16 protein-coding genes are annotated in these 15,144 nt (G+C 63.9%); 5 read left to right on the top strand and 11 right to left on the bottom strand.

The genetic code is table 11. From position 1 onward, the window contains the following. Positions 1-111: 111 nt before the first annotated feature. The 9 genes from AC2YI2_RS23825 to AC2YI2_RS23785 form a co-directional block, all read right to left on the bottom strand. The gene (locus AC2YI2_RS23825) at positions 112-999 is read right to left on the bottom strand and encodes an amidohydrolase family protein (RefSeq protein WP_487388998.1); all 888 of its coding nucleotides are present in this window, start codon (positions 997-999) and stop codon (positions 112-114) included. Next, entirely contained in the window at positions 983-2,134 is a 1,152-nt protein-coding gene (locus AC2YI2_RS23820) for a vWA domain-containing protein (RefSeq protein WP_487388997.1), read from the bottom strand. Before AC2YI2_RS23820 ends, AC2YI2_RS23825 begins: the two co-directional genes overlap by 17 nt. A 280-nt stretch (positions 2,135-2,414) precedes the next feature. Beyond that, positions 2,415-3,296 carry an AAA family ATPase gene (locus tag AC2YI2_RS23815; protein WP_487388996.1) on the bottom strand — a complete coding sequence of 294 codons (882 nt, stop codon included), beginning with the start codon at positions 3,294-3,296 and terminating at the stop codon, positions 2,415-2,417. An 8-nt stretch (positions 3,297-3,304) separates the two neighbouring features. Beyond that, complete coding sequence (locus AC2YI2_RS23810; RefSeq protein WP_487388995.1) at positions 3,305-4,312, bottom strand: xanthine dehydrogenase family protein molybdopterin-binding subunit; 1,008 nt, start codon at positions 4,310-4,312, stop codon at positions 3,305-3,307. A gap of 3 nt (positions 4,313-4,315) precedes the next feature. Then, positions 4,316-5,683: a xanthine dehydrogenase family protein molybdopterin-binding subunit gene (locus AC2YI2_RS23805; RefSeq protein ID WP_487388994.1), complete on the bottom strand. Its 1,368-nt coding sequence runs from the start codon at positions 5,681-5,683 to the stop codon at positions 4,316-4,318. A gap of 10 nt (positions 5,684-5,693) precedes the next feature. Further along, positions 5,694-6,176, bottom strand: a complete 483-nt coding sequence (locus AC2YI2_RS23800; protein WP_487388993.1) for a (2Fe-2S)-binding protein — start codon at positions 6,174-6,176, stop codon at positions 5,694-5,696. Positions 6,177-6,195: 19 nt separating this feature from the next. Beyond that, entirely contained in the window at positions 6,196-6,996 is an 801-nt protein-coding gene (locus AC2YI2_RS23795; protein ID WP_487388992.1) for an FAD binding domain-containing protein, read from the bottom strand. Positions 6,997-7,006: 10 nt separating this feature from the next. Further along, positions 7,007-7,450, bottom strand: coding sequence for an SRPBCC family protein (locus AC2YI2_RS23790; protein WP_487388991.1), 444 nt, complete (start codon positions 7,448-7,450; stop codon positions 7,007-7,009). A 261-nt stretch (positions 7,451-7,711) separates the two neighbouring features. Further along, entirely contained in the window at positions 7,712-8,575 is an 864-nt protein-coding gene (locus tag AC2YI2_RS23785; protein WP_487388990.1) for an AraC family transcriptional regulator, read from the bottom strand. Positions 8,576-8,838: 263 nt separating this feature from the next. On the opposite strand from AC2YI2_RS23785, the gene AC2YI2_RS23780 reads away from it, so the two are divergent. Then, a complete protein-coding gene (locus tag AC2YI2_RS23780) occupies positions 8,839-9,195 on the top strand; it encodes a YbaN family protein (RefSeq protein ID WP_487388989.1) in 357 nt (118 codons plus the stop codon). Here AC2YI2_RS23780 and AC2YI2_RS23775 read toward each other — a convergent pair. Together AC2YI2_RS23775 and AC2YI2_RS23770 are read right to left on the bottom strand one after the other, a co-directional pair. Continuing rightward, positions 9,192-9,647 carry an SRPBCC family protein gene (locus AC2YI2_RS23775; protein ID WP_487388988.1) on the bottom strand — a complete coding sequence of 152 codons (456 nt, stop codon included), beginning with the start codon at positions 9,645-9,647 and terminating at the stop codon, positions 9,192-9,194. The two genes, AC2YI2_RS23780 and AC2YI2_RS23775, sit on opposite strands and share 4 nt — an antisense overlap. 254 nt (positions 9,648-9,901) lie before the next feature. Continuing rightward, complete coding sequence (locus tag AC2YI2_RS23770; RefSeq protein ID WP_487388987.1) at positions 9,902-10,747, bottom strand: SDR family oxidoreductase; 846 nt, start codon at positions 10,745-10,747, stop codon at positions 9,902-9,904. 92 nt (positions 10,748-10,839) lie between these two features. On the opposite strand from AC2YI2_RS23770, the gene AC2YI2_RS23765 reads away from it, so the two are divergent. From AC2YI2_RS23765 to AC2YI2_RS23750, 4 genes are all read left to right on the top strand, one after another. Beyond that, on the top strand, positions 10,840-11,763 hold the full coding sequence (locus tag AC2YI2_RS23765) for an AraC family transcriptional regulator (RefSeq protein WP_487388986.1): 924 nt from the start codon (positions 10,840-10,842) through the stop codon (positions 11,761-11,763). A 91-nt stretch (positions 11,764-11,854) separates the two neighbouring features. After that, on the top strand, positions 11,855-14,329 hold the full coding sequence (locus AC2YI2_RS23760; RefSeq protein ID WP_487388985.1) for a heavy metal translocating P-type ATPase: 2,475 nt from the start codon (positions 11,855-11,857) through the stop codon (positions 14,327-14,329). 49 nt (positions 14,330-14,378) lie between these two features. Further along, positions 14,379-14,828 (top strand): Cu(I)-responsive transcriptional regulator, encoded by a 450-nt coding sequence (cueR, locus tag AC2YI2_RS23755; RefSeq protein WP_487388984.1) that lies wholly within the window; start codon positions 14,379-14,381, stop codon positions 14,826-14,828. 81 nt (positions 14,829-14,909) lie between these two features. Next, the gene (locus AC2YI2_RS23750) at positions 14,910-15,113 is read left to right on the top strand and encodes a heavy-metal-associated domain-containing protein (protein WP_487388983.1); all 204 of its coding nucleotides are present in this window, start codon (positions 14,910-14,912) and stop codon (positions 15,111-15,113) included. The last annotated feature ends 31 nt before the right edge of the window (positions 15,114-15,144 follow it).

The following is a 15,144-nucleotide window of genomic DNA, read 5'->3' as shown; positions in this document are numbered from 1 at the left end:
AGGGATATGCGGCACCGCTTTCGCCTCGAACATCCCCTCTCCCCGCCTGCGGGGAGAGGGCAGGGTGAGGGGCGAGGCTCCAAGTGCCGACGATAGAGCGTTGTGGGGCGATTAAGCCGGCCGATACACCCTCGCCGCCGTATCATGAATCACATCCGCCACGGCCTTTGCCCCATGCTTCCCGACTGCCGCCTTGTGCGCCGCGAGCACCTCGGCATAAGTCGTCCACAATTTCTCGATCGGAAAATTCGACCCGAAAGTCAGCCGATCACTCCCCAATATCTCCATCCCGCCATCAACGATCAGCGAAATCAGCGCCGGATCGTTTCGATGCCCGAATGTGCCCAGGCCCGACAGCTTGGCATAGAGGTTCGGCAGATTGGCGAAATGCGATAGCCCCGCCTTCCACGCCGCCACCGTCTCGGGCCTGTCATCAACAAGCATGCCGCAATGGGTCAGGATGAAATCCGTGTCGGGATTGTCCGCCACGAGTTCGGCGCCTGACCGCATCTGGGCCGGGAAGAGCTGCAGGTCGAACGAGTAGCCATAGTCCTTCAACCGCGCAACATTCTTGCGGACGGTGGGGTCGAGCACCTGGTCCGGCCCCGGCGCGAAGCGGTATTCCGGGATCTCATGCCAGTGTAGCTGCATGCGCACACCGCGCAGCAGCGGATATTTCTTAAGGCGATCAAGATGAGGCCGCACGTCGTCGACGGTCATGTCGGCATAGCCGACAATGGCATGCGGCCAGCCGGTTTCCTTGGCGGTGTCGCTGACCCAGGCGACCTCCCTCTCAAAATCGCTCTTGGCCCAATTGGTCTGCACATAGACGGCCTTGGCGACATCGAGCCCATCGAGCTCGCCGACATAGTCCTCGATCGGATAGTCGCGGCGGATCGGCTCGTAGGGGCCGAAGATCCGCGGCACCATCGGGCCATTGAGCCAGGGCAGGTCCTCACGGCGCCAGATGTGGAAATGGGAATCAATGACGGAGACCATGGGCCTTCTCCTTCCAGACATCGGAAGCGCGCGGCGCCTCCCGGCCGAGGGTGAGCATGAAGCGGGCGATTGCCTGTGCCGATGAGCCATCGATGAGGTCGTCGAGCCAGGGCAGCACGGCCGCCAGTGCGGCCGTCTGCGGCCGGAACCTGATATCGCCGGCGAGCGGCGTGGCGAGCGAGAGCCGGTGCGACAGGCCGGCAAGCCTCAGCATCGCGCTTTCGAATTCGTCGTGGCCGCCGCGTTCGAGCCCGTCTGAGGCAATCACCACCAGCGCGCCACGCGCCATGGCGGTAAAGCGCGGGACAGCGAGGAAGGCCTTCAATGCGGGGCCAATGCGTGTACCGCCATTCCAGTCGTCGACGGCATCGGCAGCCCGGCCAAGCGCCGTGTCCCGATCGCGAAGGCGAAGCGCCGTCGTGATGCGGCTGAGCCTTGTGCCGATGGTGAAGACCTCGGTACTGGGCACGGCCTGCACGGTTACATGGGCGAGCGCCAGAAGCTCATCGGTGTGCCCGCTCATCGAGCCGGAAATGTCGATGAACAGCAACGGCCGCCGTACCACTTCCTGCCGCCGGCGCAGATGCGGGGTGGGCAGGTCGCCGTCGGCACGAACGATCTCCCTGAGCGACCGGCGGAGGTCGATCGCGCCATTGCTGTGGACGCGAAGATGCCGAAACGCGCGGCGGCGGGGCAGGGCATCGGTCAGCTTGCGCTGGAACGCAGACAGCGTCAGCTCCGCCTGGTCGACATCGCGCGTCGAGAGACGTTCGACGGCGGAGGCCCTGGCGCCGCCCTGTTCCTGCTCCAATGGTGTCTCGCCCTGCTGTTCGTTGCCGCTGCGGTCGTTGACCACAGTCTCGTCTTCATCCACGTGGGGCAATCCGGCGACCTGTGCCTCGCCGTAGAAGATCGCGCGGAACAAGGTTTCAAAGACACCCATCCGGTCGACCGGTGGCGCGAGCGTAGCGATCCCGGCGCGGCGGATATGCTCCATGCTGCCGGGGCCGAGCAGGGTGATGGCGGAGAGGAATGTCTCGGTCTGGTCGGGCGAGACGGAGAAGCCGTGGCGGCGCAGGGCGTGGACGAAGTCGAGGAAGGGGGCACATTCGCGGGGTGGGAGGGTGAGTGTCATGTCGAAGCCTGCCTCACCTCTTCGTCGAGGACGGAGTAGACCCGCCTGAGGTTAGGCGCGAAAGGAGCGGCTCGCTCCCGCTTCTCCCCTTGGGGAGAAGGTGGTCCGCAGGACCGGATGAGGGGTTCCCTCATCCACAGAATCTGCCGCTGAGAACCCCTCATCTGCCCTTCGGGCATCTTCTCCCCAAGGGGAGAAGCGGGGGCGAGCCCAACCGCCGTCCCGCCAGTGAAAACGGTCCCGCCGCTTGGCAAGAGAAAGTGCTTCTCATCCCGCCGGCTCATACCAACGCCTCTTCCAGAATGCGCGGCAGCTCGCCCCGCATCAGTGCCAGATCTTCCTCATCCTTGATCAGCACCCCGATGGCCCGCCGAAACGCTTCGGGCCACGGACTGCCGCCCTTCTCCAGCACAGTCGCGGCATTGGCCCATTCGACCGATTCGGAAATGCCAGGCGGCTTGGCGAGCGGCCGGGCACGGATGGCGCTGACGGCGCGGGCGACCGCGGCGGCCGTGGCCTCCGCCACACCCGGCGCACGCGCAGCAATGATCACGGCTTCTCTGATCGCGTCCGGATAGGGGATCCAGTGATAGACACAGCGGCGGCGCAGCGCCTCGGCGAGTTCGCGGGTGCGGTTGGAGGTGAGAATGACGATGGGCGGTTGGCGCGCGATGATCGTGCCACGCTCTGGGATCGAGATCTGGAAATCCGAGAGATATTCGAGCAAGAGCGCCTCGAATTCATGGTCAGAACGATCGATCTCGTCGACCAGCAGCACCGTGCGTTCCGGATTGCGCAACGAACGTAGCAAAGGCCGCTCGATTAGGAAGCGGTCGTCATAGATGTCGATGTCGCCGTGCTCGGCCTGACGGATGGCCAGTAGCTGGCGCTGGTAGTTCCACTCATAGAGCGCATGCTGGGCATCGACGCCCTCGTAGCATTGCAGCCGGATCAGATCTCGGCCGAGGATTTCGGCCACCGCCTTGGCGGCCTCCGTCTTGCCGACGCCCGGCATGCCTTCGATCAGCAGCGGCTTGCCAAGTCGGATCGCCAGGAACACAGCGGTTGCGAGTGGTTCGTCCGCGATATAGCGGCAGGCCGCAAAATGTTCGGCCACCGCCTCGGGCGAGGTGAAGATATCGGTGGCCGCGGCTTGGGTCATGACAGCCCTCAATGGCTCGCGCGGTTTTCCATCAGAGCGCGCAGGATCCGTTCGGGCGTGATCGGCAGCGTGTCGATCCGCACGCCCACAGCGTCGAAGATCGCATTGGCAATGGCCGGGATCTGCGGATTAGCGCACATCTCGCCGGGACCCTTGGCGCCATAGGGGCCGTCGGCCGCCGGGCGCTCCAGCACCACGATCTCGGTCTCGGCGAGGTCGCCGGGTCCGGGCATCAGATATTCGTTGAAGTCGCGCCCGCCATGTTCGCGGCTCGGATAATAGGGTTCCGTCGTCTCGTAGAGCGCATGGCTGATACCCATCCAGGAACCGCCAACGAGCTGCTGCTCGACCATCTTCGGATTGAGCGCCCGGCCGATCTCGAAGACGTTCTTGATCGACAGCACGTTGACCTCGCCGGTCTCATCGTCGACCTCGACATCGGCGACGGTGCAGGCATGGGCATAGCAGGTCGAGGGCTTCATTGCGCCGGTCGCGGCCTCAGGATAGGAGCGCGGGACCAGGAACATGCCGCGGCCTGATATCGACCGGCCGCGCTTGAAATGGGCGACAAGGGCCGTGTCGAAGATCGAGATCGAGCGCTGCGGGGCACCTTTTACATGGATATTGCCCTTGCCGTCGGTATCGAGGTCGGCGGCGTCCGTTTCCAGCTCCTCGGCCGCGACCTCCAGCATCACCTGCCGCGCTTCCATGGCCGCCTGGATCACGGCATTGCCGGCGCGATGAGTCCCGCGGGAGGCGAAAGTGCCCATGCAATGCGGGCCGGTATCGGTGTCGGCGGTGTCGATAATGACACGATCGACCGGCACACCGATCGTCTCGGCACAGATCTGGCTCATGATCTGCTTCATGCCCTGGCCGAGATCGACCGAGGACAGCGAGACCATGAAATTGCCCGTCGGCGTCGAATGGACCAGCGCCTGGGTCGGGTCGCCGCCGAGATTCATGCCGGTGGGATAATTGACGGCGGAGACGCCGCGGCCCTTGCAGATCGCCATGGTTCAGCCCTCCCGCTTCATGGACGACATCGCGAAATATTTGTCCGCGATCGACCAGTTGGCAATCTTCGCCGCCTCCTGCATGCATTCGATCAGCGCCGCGCCCTCGGTCGGCTGGCGATGGGCCTTCATGTCGCCGTCGCGATAGGCATTGATGAAGCGGAATTCGAGCGGATCCATGCCGATCAGCCGGGCGAGCTTATCCATCTGCACTTCAAGCGCAAAGTCGCCGATCGTGACGCCGAAGCCGCGCATCGCGCTCGACGGCGTGCGGTTGGTATAGACGCAGTAGCTGTCGACGAAGACATTCGGCACCGTATAGGGGCCGGGGAAATGCGCCGCCGATTTCTGCGCGCCATAGGGCGAGTGGCGGGAATAGGCGCCGGCGTCGATATAGGCCTTCACATAGCGTGCGACGATGCGGCCGTCTTTCATCACGCCATCCTTGATGACGAGCTTTTCGGCCGCACGGGGTGAGGAGATCTGCATCTCCTCCTCGCGGGAATAGATGAACGAGACCGGCCGGCCGGTGAGCTTGGCGCCAAGGATGGCGATCGGCTCAGTGGTCACGTCGACCTTGCCGCCGAAGCCGCCGCCGACGGTGCCGCCGACCATATGCAGTTTCGAACCCTCCATCTGCAGGATGATCGAGGTGTTGTCGAGCGTGAAGAACATGGCCTGCGTGTTGGTGTAGCAGGTGAAGCGGCCATTGCCTTCGGGCATGACGATGCAGCCGGTGGTCTCGGTCGGCGCATGCTCGATCGGGCCGGAGGCATAGGTCTGTTCGAGAATGTGGTCGGCCTGGGCGAAGCCGGCATCGATATCGCCGAATCGTACCTTGCGACACTCGCCGCTGTCATATTGGTAGTGGTTCTGACCGTGATACTCGTTGACAACAGGTGCGCCCGGCTTCAGGGCATCATCGATGCTCAACACCGATTCCAGCACCTCATAATCGACCTTGACCTTGGCGGCCGCTTCGCTTGCGGCACGCTCGCTGTCGGCCAGGATCGCGACGACGGCCTCGCCCTTCCAGCGCACCTTGTCGGTAGCGAGCACCGTCTCGTCCTCCGGTCCGACCTGGATCAGGATCAGGATCGTATAGACATTGTGCGGCACGTCGGCGGCCGTGAGGATACGGACGACGCCTGAGTGTTTTTCCGCCTCCGATAGGTCGATGTTCTTGATGCGGGCATGGTGATGCGGACTGCGGACCATCTTGAGATGGAGCAGGCCGGGGAAATTGCGGTCGGCGAAGTAGTTGGTCGTGCCGGTGACATGGCCGAGCGCATCGACCCGCAGGCTCGGCTTGCCGATCTCGTGCAGGTCATCTTTTCGTTCGTCGGCGAAATAAGACTTTCGGACGTCCATCATGTCCTCCTCAGGCCGCGTTGACGGAATTGGCGCGCGATGCCGTCAGGATCGCCTGCACGATCGGCTCGTAGCCGGTGCAGCGGCAGATATTGCCTGATATCGCATCGATCACGTCCTCGCGGCTTGGCGAGGGGTTGCGGTCGAGCAGCGCCTTGGCTGCCATCAGCATGCCGGGCGTGCAGAAGCCGCATTGCGTGGCGAAGCCCTCGTTGAAGGCGCGCTGCAGCGGATGGAGCACGCCGGCCTGGGCCAAGCCCGCCGTCGTTCGAATGTCGGTGCCGCCGCAGGTCTCGGCCAGCGTGAGACAGGACAGCCTGATCTCGCCGTCGATCAGGACTGAACAGCTGCCGCAGGTGCCCTGCTGGCAACCACCTTTGACCGACATGTCGCCGATCTTCTCGCGGAGCGCCCTGAGCAGTGTCGCACCGCTCTCGACGAACTCCGCCTTCTCCTCGCCGTTCAGCGTGAACTGTACCGGAACCTTGGCCATGATGTCCTCCCTCGTTCCATCAAGCCAGCAAAAGCCGGCCGAGATGGACCGGCAGCACCTGGCTGCGGTACCACGCACTGGCGATCGCATCGGTGATCGGCTCGGTACCCTCCGTCGCGACGGCGAGTGCATCGGCGATACCCTCTGATGTCCGCGGCTTGCCGATCAGCGCTGCCTCAACTGACGTAGCGCGCATCGGCCGGTCGGCCATGCAGCCATAGGCCACGCGGGCGCTCGAAATTTTGCCTTCATTCTCCTCGATGACGGCGACGATGGTGACGACCGACACGCCCTTGGGCTTGACGCGCGCGGTCTTGGCGAAGCGCAGCGCGCCCGTCGCGGGCAGATTGAAGCTGACGCTCTTCAGAACCGAGCGCGCATGCACGGTGTCGCGACCCCCAAGAAACTGCCCGAGCGGCAGCGACGTGCCGCCGATCTCGACCGTTGCATCGAGCGCAAGCAGCGCGACGCCGAGATCGCCATAGGGCGCAGGCGCGTAAAGATTGCCGCCCACCGTGGCCATGTTGCGGATCGCCGGGCCGCCGACGGAATGGGCAGCCTTGGCGAGACAGTTCAGTCGCTCGTCGGCGATGATCCGGCCCATCGTGACCGAGGCGCCGAGGGTGGCGCGGCCGCCGTCGAGAGTGATCGCGTAGAGAGCCGGATCGATCGCCCGGACATAGGTCGAGAAGGATATGTCTCCCTCATTGGCGCTGCGGACGACCAGGGTGCCGCCGCCGAGATAGCGGCTCGCGCCGTCGGCGGCGAGCGCCGCACCGGCAGCATCCGTGGTCGGGAAGGTCTGGAGCGTAAGAGCCATCGGATCCGCCTCAAGTATTTTCGGTGAAATGGGTCTTCAGCGCGTTGAAGCCGCCCTGGAACACATTGGTGCCCATGCCTTCGGCGACCTTGTCGGCCTCCTCCGCCGGCGCATCGAAGGTGGCCGACCATTCGGCATAGGTGCGGTCGCCGTCGGTCACTTTGCGCAGCGTGAGTGTCGCCTTGTGATTGCTGATCGGCTGCGGGGTTTCGACGATCGAGTAGCTGACAGAATGGTCGGCGTCGGAAAAGGCGAGCAGCTTCTCGCGCACCGTGGCACCGGAGACGATCTGGAAATTCCGGACGCAGCCGATCTCGGTGGCGGCACGCCCGTCCTCGATCTTGCTCGCGACCATGCGCGGATGCCAGAACGGCAGGCCATTGAAATCACGGATGCGCGCCCAGACCTTCTCGATCGGCGCGTCGATGACGGAAGAAATCGTAATGCTCGGCATGGCTTGGCTTCCCTGTCGTAACCCTTGATGGTCGGATGATAGGGACGGGTGGTCGGAGCGCTTATCGAAGGGTCTGGTCGGCCTATCGCTCAGTCTGAAAATGCGACGGGAGGCTCGTTCCCTCTTCTCCCCGTCGGGGAGAAGGTGGCCCGTAGGGCCGGATGAGGGGGTGCGCGAAGCGCCAAAGGGTGTCGCAAAGACCCCCTCATCGCCTCGCTGCGCTCGGCACTTCTCCCCGCTGGGGAGAAGAGGGAGATCCTATCACGGACAGAGTTCCGCCCCACCACCGCGCTGGGCGGCAACAAACCGCCCCTCGCTGGCTGCCTCCCGATAGACCGTCGGCGGCACGCCGGTATGTTCGCGGAAGAAGCGCGAAAAATTGCCTTGCGAGGTGAAGCCGAGCGTGCAGGCCACCGAGATCATCGTCTCGTCGGAGGACTGCAGACAGCGCATCGCCTCGGCAATCCTGAGCGTGTTCCAGTAGACATTCGGCGTCACGCTCATCTGCTCCTTGAAGAGCGCGAAGAAATGGGGGCGCGACAGGCCGACGGCACGCGCCACCTCATCGAAACAGATGCGCTCGCCGACATTGGCTTCCATCAGGGCAAGCGCCTTGCGGATGCGGAAGTCGCTCGCGGCACGCGGGGGATTCGTGGCATCCGTGGGCCGCGCGGAGTCGGCCGTATCCATGATGTGATCGATGAAGCGCTCGACCTCGTAGCCGACCATGTCGTCCTCGCCGTCGATCAGCCGGTCCGGCAGCATGCGGGCGGAATCGGCAAGCCAGCGGTCGAGCACGATGAGCGGCGCGGCAAAAGCCGGCATGCCCGTCCTGAGGCCGCGTCGGGCGGCGAGCCATTCCCAGTCGATGTAGAAGGCAAGGAACTGGCCCGGCATTTCGCCTTCGGCAAAAGTATGGCTGTGCGGCTCGAAGGAATTCACGCCGACGGCAACGCCGGGCTCCGGCAGCACCGTGCGACCGCCCACCGTCATCGTGCCGGCGGAACCCGCCAGCCACAACACGATATGGACCTCCTGATGCGCGTGGGTGACGAGATTGCCGCCCACATTCAGGAGAGAGACATGCCCGAACGGGCCCCGAAAGAGCCTGATGGATTCCGTCATCCGTTCCTCCCGCGAATGAAACCTCCGGTTTCGACGCGCCGGACTGAGCCCGGATGCGCCGTCATTCGCTTGTGTGAGAGTGTGCGGCGTCGGGACGGTTCCGTCAACCCGGCGTCGCGTGGCACGGGTGGACGAGGGGCCAGAATTTCAGACTGTGCGATCGGCGGCGGGCGCAGAGCGCAGCCGGCCGAGCAAGTCCGAAATGACTTGCGATTCTCGCGGGAATGGTGTGAAGCGAGGCCGAAACCTGCGGGATCGAGAGCATGCGGCTCATCTACATCGCCATCGGCTGCATCGCTGTTGCGCTCGGCGTGATCGGCATTTTCCTGCCGCTCCTGCCGACGACGCCGTTCCTCCTGGTCGCTACCTGGGCTTTCGCGAAATCATCGCCACGACTCGAGGTCTGGCTCACCCATCATCCCAGACTCGGCCCACCGTTGCGCGACTGGAACGAGCGCGGCGCCATTCCGGTCCGGGCAAAGGTCATCGCCGTCGCGGCCATGGCGGCGAGCCTGATCTACATCCTGCTTGTGCCGTCGATACCCGCCTATGGCAAGGGCGCCGCGGCGCTGCTTCTCGCGTGCTGCGCGACCTTTATCGTCACGCGCCCTTCGAATTAGGAGGAGGCGCTCGCCGTCATCTTCTCGCCGAAGGTCGTGAAGAATTTTTCCGCCAGGCTCTTGGCCGTCGAATCGATCAGGCGTGCACCAAGCTGGGCGATCTTGCCGCCAACATCGGCTTTCACCGAATAAGTGAGCAATGTCGTGCCGTCAGGCTGCTCGGCGAGCGAAACATCGGCGCCGCCCTTGGCGAAACCCACCATACCGCCCTTGCCCTCGCCCGAAATCGTGTAGGAATGCGGCGGATTGAGATTGGAAAGCTGCACCGCACCCTCGAACCTGGCTTTCACCGGTCCGATCTTCAGCACCACGGTGGCGGTCATCTCGGTGTCGGAAGTTTTCTCCAGCGTTTCGCAGCCGGGAATACACTGACGCAGGATGTCCGGATCGTTGAGGCCGTTCCAGACCAGATCCAACGGCGCATTGATCGTCGCGCTGCCATTCATATCCATTGATGTCCCTCCCTGTCGTCAGGCTCCGGATCCGCCATCTCCAGGAGACGAAGGCAGATCGATACCTTCACGTCGGACCAAACGCGGCCAATATCAAGCCCTGTCGATGCACTGGGTATCGGAGGCGTCTCAAATCGGCGTCACTCGAAGCATTTTTCGCTGAGTAAGATGGATCCGGGACGATGCAATGCGGATGCCGCCAGGCGGGAGGCATCCCTTTTTTCCGCGGTCGTGTTCAGTGGGAGATGTCACGATCAGGCGACCCGTTCGCGCCAGGCCGTGTGGCCGACGATATGGTTCATGCCGGCGATATATTCGTCCTCCGAGGTCGTCCAGCGCAGCCGGGCATATTCCTCGACATCAGGCCCGATAACATAGCGCAGGCGGTTGGTGGGATCGCTGGCCGCGCGATAGACCGTCTCGACCACGGCCTGTTCCTCCGTCGAGTCGAAGGGATAGTCGATCATCGCCTGCAGGGCGTGGTCGAAATAATCCTTGTACTCGGCTGGCACCGGCGCCTCCTGGGAGAGCGACATGCCGCTGGCGGTGAAATTGGTGGTGCGGATGGCGCCTGACTCGACGAGCTTCACCTTGATATTCTGCGATTCCAGCTCATAGGCGAGGGATTCCGACAGTCCCTCCGTCGCCTGCTTCGAGGCCACATAGAAGGAAAGCAGCGGCACAGCGGCGATGCCGACGCCCGAGGTGACATTGACGATCGCACCACCGCCGCGCTGGCGCAGCCGGGGGAGTGCCGCGCGGATGACATTCATCACGCCGAAGACATTGGTCTCGAAGATCTTTCGGCCGATGTCGTCGGGCGTCGCCTCGAAGATCGACAGGATGGTGATGCCGGCATTGTTGATCACGACATCGATGCCGCCGAAACGCTGGATGCCAGCCTCGATCGCGGCTTCGATGCTGGCGGGGTCGGCGACATCGAGCGGCTGGACCAGCATGTGGTCCGGGAATTCATTCGCCAGCTCCGGATCCGGCTTGCGCATGGTGGCGACGACATTCCAGCCCTGCCGGGCGAAGTGGCGGGCGGCCGACTTGCCGACGCCAGAGGAACAGCCGGTGATGAAAACTGTCTGGGTCATTTGAAATCTCCTGTTTGCGATGACCCATGACTAGCGCGGCAAGCAGAAACGATCTATAACGAAAAATCTTCTTTTCATTACGGATCGTCTCAATGGATGCCCTGACCGATGTGATTCAGTTGCTGCGGCCACAGACCGTGCTGCTCGGCAAGATGGCCGCCTGGGGCCGCTGGGGCGTTCAGGTCCCGCCGCAAACAGGCCCTACCTTCTATTTCGTCACCAAGGGACGTTGCTGGTTCCGGGAATATGAAGGCGAGCTTATCGAACTGGCGGAGGGCGACTACGTCCTTTCCGCCCGGCCCACCGCGGATGTGTTCTTCAGCGAACCCGGCGTGCCCGTCATTCTCTCCGACGATGCCTTCAAGGAGAGCCATAGCGTCGAGGGCGAGATTCACATCGGCGAGGCTGGGGAAGGAAAGATTACGCGCATCCAGGGTGGCCTCATCATCTGCGATCCCGCCAATGCGGACCTGTTGGTCGAACTCATGCCGCGCTATGTCCATCTCTGTGCATCCGAGGAAGGCAGCAGCCGGCTGCACTTCTTGATCAGCGCCATCCTTGACGAGGCGGAAAGCGCGCGCCCGGGCCGCGACGCCGTCCTCTCGCGGCTGATCGAAGTGATGCTGATCGAGACGCTGCGCCGCGAGGCGGACTCGTCGCTCCCCCATCCCGGCGTGCTCGGCGGCCTCGCCGATCCGCGCCTTGCCAAGGCACTGGCCAATATCCACGCCGATGTCGCCCGCCGCTGGACTGTCGAGGATCTCGCGCGTCGCGTCGGCATGTCGCGCGCCGTCTTTGCCCGCCGCTTCGCCGAGGCTGTCGGTTCCGCACCCGTTGAATACCTGCTGCGCTGGCGGATGGCACTGGCCAAGGACGCGCTGCTGCATGGTCGCGGCACGCTCGAGGAGATCGCGCTGAGGATCGGCTACCAGTCGGCAAGCGCCTTCTCCACCGCCTTCAGCCAGAAGGTCGGCTGCCCGCCAAGCGAATATGCCGGACGCATTGCCGCCGCGTAGACGGCCTTTGAAAAGAAATGAAAAATATCCCTTGACCTTCCCATTGTTGGAAGGATTATCTACATATGCAGTTACCTGAAGGGGCCATCCCATGACTGCATTGAAACAACTGGAAAACGTGGCCGTCGACACATCCTGGGCCGACTTCGGCATCGAGGGCATGACCTGTGCCTCCTGTGTCCGCCGCGTCGAAAAGGCCATTGCGGCCGTGCCCGGCGTGCAATCGGCCAATGTCAACCTCGCCACCGAGCGCGCCACCGTCGGCTTCAGCGATCCGGCTGCGGCCGGTGCCGTGCTCGAAGCGATCTCGAAGGCGGGCTATGAGCCTCGCATCGAGACCCGCGACCTCCAGATCGAGGGCATGACCTGCGCCTCCTGCGTCCGTCGTGTCGAAAAAGCCCTTGCCGCCGTCCCCGGCGTGCTCGAAGCCTCCGTCAATCTCGCGACCGAGAAGGCCACCATTCGTTTCACCGGCGGCGATGTCGCTGCGCTCGAGGGCGCAGTCCGCAAGGCCGGCTACGAGGTCATCCATCCGCGCGAGGCGACTGATGCAACCGAGCATGACCACAAGGCGGCGGAGGCCCGCGAGCTCAGCCGGTCCCTCGCTTTCGCGGCGGCGCTGACACTGCCGCTCTTCGCGCTGGAAATGGGTTCCCACTTCGTCCCCGCCATCCATATGTGGATCATGGACAATATCGGCATGGCCGAGAACCGCTATCTGCAGTTCGTCCTTGCCTCACTGGTGCTGTTCGGGCCGGGCCTGCGCTTCTTCCGCAAGGGCGTGCCCAACCTGCTGCGCTGGACGCCGGACATGAATACGCTCGTCGTGCTCGGCACGTCGGCGGCCTGGGGTTACTCCGTCGTCGCGACTTTCTTCGCTGGCGTGCTGCCGGCGGGGACGGTCAATGTCTACTACGAGGCGGCTGCCGTCATCGTCACGCTGATCCTGCTCGGCCGTTATCTCGAAGCCCGCGCCAAGGGCAAGACCAGCCAGGCGATCAAGCATCTTGTCGGCCTCCAACCCAAGATCGCTTTCGTCGAGCGCAATGGCGAACTCGTCGAGATCCCGATCACTGATGTGCGGCTCGGCGAAATCGTCCGCATCCGTCCAGGTGAGAAGATCCCTGTTGATGGTGAGGTCGTCGATGGCGAAAGCTACGTCGATGAATCCATGGTCACGGGCGAACCCGTACCGGTGAAGAAGGCGGCAGGCGCCGAGGTCGTGGGCGGCACGATCAACCAGACCGGCTCCTTCACTTTCCGCGCCACCAAGATTGGCGGCGACACGCTGCTCGCCCAGATCATCCGCATGGTCGAGGTGGCGCAGGGCTCGAAGCTGCCAATCCAGGCGCTGGTCGATCGCGTGACGGGCTGGTTCGTACCGGCGGTCATCGCTGCTGCCATTGTCACCTTCCTTGCCTGGCTGACTTTCGGCCCGTCACCCGCGCTCAGCTTCGCGCTGGTCAATGCCGTGGCCGTGCTGATCATCGCCTGCCCCTGCGCCATGGGCCTGGCCACGCCGACCTCGATCATGGTCGGCACCGGCCGCGCCGCCGAGGCCGGTATCCTGTTCCGAAAGGGTGAGGCGCTGCAGAGCCTGCGCGACGTCACCATCGTCGCACTCGACAAGACCAGCACGCTGACCCGTGGGAAGCCGGAATTGACCAATTTCGACGTCGCCGGCGGCTTTGAACGCAACGAAGTTCTGCGCCTCGTCGCCAGCGTCGAAGCGCGTTCCGAGCATCCGATTGCCACGGCGATTGTCGCTGGCGCCAAGGCGGAAGGCATCGCGACCGCCGATGTCCTGGATTTCGCCGCCGACCCCGGCTCCGGCGTCAGCGGCACCGTCGATGGCCACAAGGTTCTCGTCGGCGCCGACCGCGCCCTGCAGGCAGCCGGCATCGATGTCTCGGCCTTCACGGCGAAAGCCGAGAAGCTCGGCGCGCTGGGCCGCTCACCGCTCTATGCGGCCGTCGACGGCAAGCTCGCCGCCGTGATCGCCGTCGCCGATCCGATCAAGGACACGACGCCTGATGCCGTCAAGGCACTGCATGCGCTCGGCCTGAAGGTTGCCGTCATCACGGGCGACAACGCTCACACCGCCCGCGCGGTCGCCAGCCAGCTCGGCATCGACGAGGTCGTGGCCGAAGTCCTGCCCGGCGGCAAGGTCGATGCGCTCAAGCGCCTGCGAGAAGGCGGCCGCAGGGTGGCCTTCGTCGGCGACGGCATCAACGATGCGCCGGCACTGACCGAGGCCGATGTCGGCATCGCCGTGGGAACCGGTACTGATATCGCCATCGAAAGCGCCGATGTCGTGCTGATGTCGGGCGATCTCGGCGGCGTGCCGCGGGCGATTGCGCTCAGCCAGGCGACCATCCGCAACATAAAGGAAAACCTGTTCTGGGCCTTCGCCTATAATGTGGTGCTGATCCCGGTCGCAGCCGGCGTGCTCTATCCGATCAACGGCACGCTCCTGTCCCCCATCTTCGCTGCCGCCGCCATGGGCATGTCGAGCGTCTTCGTGCTCGCCAATGCACTGCGGCTCCGGCGCCACCGTTTCAACTGACCCGCCTCCGCGTTCTTGCGTGGGCAGACATACAAGCAAGGAGAATCCCATGAATATCGGCGAAGCCAGCCAGGCCTCCGGCGTTTCTTCCAAGATGATCCGCTATTACGAGCAGATCGGCCTGATCCAGCCCGCGCACCGGACGGATTCGAGCTACCGCATCTATGCCGACAACGACATCCACACGCTGCGCTTCATCCGCCGCGCCCGCGACCTCGGCTTTTCGGTCGAGCAGATGAAGACGCTGCTCGCGCTCTGGCGCGATCGCGACCGCGCCAGCGCCGACGTCAAGGCGATCGCGATGGAGCAGATCGCCGAGCTGGAACGCAAGGCGGCGGCGATCGCCGAAATGACGAAAACGCTGAAGCATCTTGCCAGCAACTGTCACGGCGACGGCCGGCCGGATTGTCCGATCATCGAAGGTTTTTCCGGCGGCAAGGGTGCGATCGACAAGGCGCCGGCCAAGGAGGGCCGCAAGTTCGGTCTCGTCAATGTCTGACATACAGATTTCGGGCTCTTGACCTTACCATGGTGGGAAGCCCCATATTGATCTCAATCCCAGGAATCACGGAACACCAGCATGTATGAATATGACATTCCCGATATGAGCTGCGGCCATTGCGTCGCCACCGTGGAGAAAGCGATCAAGGCCGCCGACCCGAAGGCCAGTGCCGAGGTTGATCTGATGAAGCGCCGGGCGCTTGTGACCTCGGCGGTCGACCCCAAGGCGATTGCGGCTGCGATCGATGATGCGGGGTATCCGGCGACTTTCAAAACCGTTTGAGAAGCCGCGGCGATCTCCCTCTTCTCCCCAA

It is taken from the genome of Rhizobium sp. SRI_017, assembly GCF_057586295.1.
The sequence above is the reverse complement of the archived record's forward strand: the minus strand, read 5'-3'. Positions and strand labels throughout refer to the sequence as shown.

Excerpts from the sequence above, each read along its gene's own strand:
- AC2YI2_RS23825 (WP_487388998.1), bottom strand. The coding sequence starts at position 999 with ATGGTCTCCGTCATTGATTCCCATTTCCACATCTGGCGCCGTGAGGAC.
- AC2YI2_RS23820 (WP_487388997.1), bottom strand. The coding sequence starts at position 2,134 with ATGACACTCACCCTCCCACCCCGCGAATGTGCCCCCTTCCTCGACTTC.
- AC2YI2_RS23815 (WP_487388996.1), bottom strand. The coding sequence starts at position 3,296 with ATGACCCAAGCCGCGGCCACCGATATCTTCACCTCGCCCGAGGCGGTG.
- AC2YI2_RS23810 (WP_487388995.1), bottom strand. The coding sequence starts at position 4,312 with ATGGCGATCTGCAAGGGCCGCGGCGTCTCCGCCGTCAATTATCCCACC.
- AC2YI2_RS23805 (WP_487388994.1), bottom strand. The coding sequence starts at position 5,683 with ATGGACGTCCGAAAGTCTTATTTCGCCGACGAACGAAAAGATGACCTG.
- AC2YI2_RS23800 (WP_487388993.1), bottom strand. The coding sequence starts at position 6,176 with ATGGCCAAGGTTCCGGTACAGTTCACGCTGAACGGCGAGGAGAAGGCG.
- AC2YI2_RS23795 (WP_487388992.1), bottom strand. The coding sequence starts at position 6,996 with ATGGCTCTTACGCTCCAGACCTTCCCGACCACGGATGCTGCCGGTGCG.
- AC2YI2_RS23790 (WP_487388991.1), bottom strand. The coding sequence starts at position 7,450 with ATGCCGAGCATTACGATTTCTTCCGTCATCGACGCGCCGATCGAGAAG.
- AC2YI2_RS23785 (WP_487388990.1), bottom strand. The coding sequence starts at position 8,575 with ATGACGGAATCCATCAGGCTCTTTCGGGGCCCGTTCGGGCATGTCTCT.
- AC2YI2_RS23780 (WP_487388989.1), top strand. The coding sequence starts at position 8,839 with ATGCGGCTCATCTACATCGCCATCGGCTGCATCGCTGTTGCGCTCGGC.
- AC2YI2_RS23775 (WP_487388988.1), bottom strand. The coding sequence starts at position 9,647 with ATGGATATGAATGGCAGCGCGACGATCAATGCGCCGTTGGATCTGGTC.
- AC2YI2_RS23770 (WP_487388987.1), bottom strand. The coding sequence starts at position 10,747 with ATGACCCAGACAGTTTTCATCACCGGCTGTTCCTCTGGCGTCGGCAAG.
- AC2YI2_RS23765 (WP_487388986.1), top strand. The coding sequence starts at position 10,840 with ATGGATGCCCTGACCGATGTGATTCAGTTGCTGCGGCCACAGACCGTG.
- AC2YI2_RS23760 (WP_487388985.1), top strand. The coding sequence starts at position 11,855 with ATGACTGCATTGAAACAACTGGAAAACGTGGCCGTCGACACATCCTGG.
- cueR (WP_487388984.1), top strand. The coding sequence starts at position 14,379 with ATGAATATCGGCGAAGCCAGCCAGGCCTCCGGCGTTTCTTCCAAGATG.
- AC2YI2_RS23750 (WP_487388983.1), top strand. The coding sequence starts at position 14,910 with ATGTATGAATATGACATTCCCGATATGAGCTGCGGCCATTGCGTCGCC.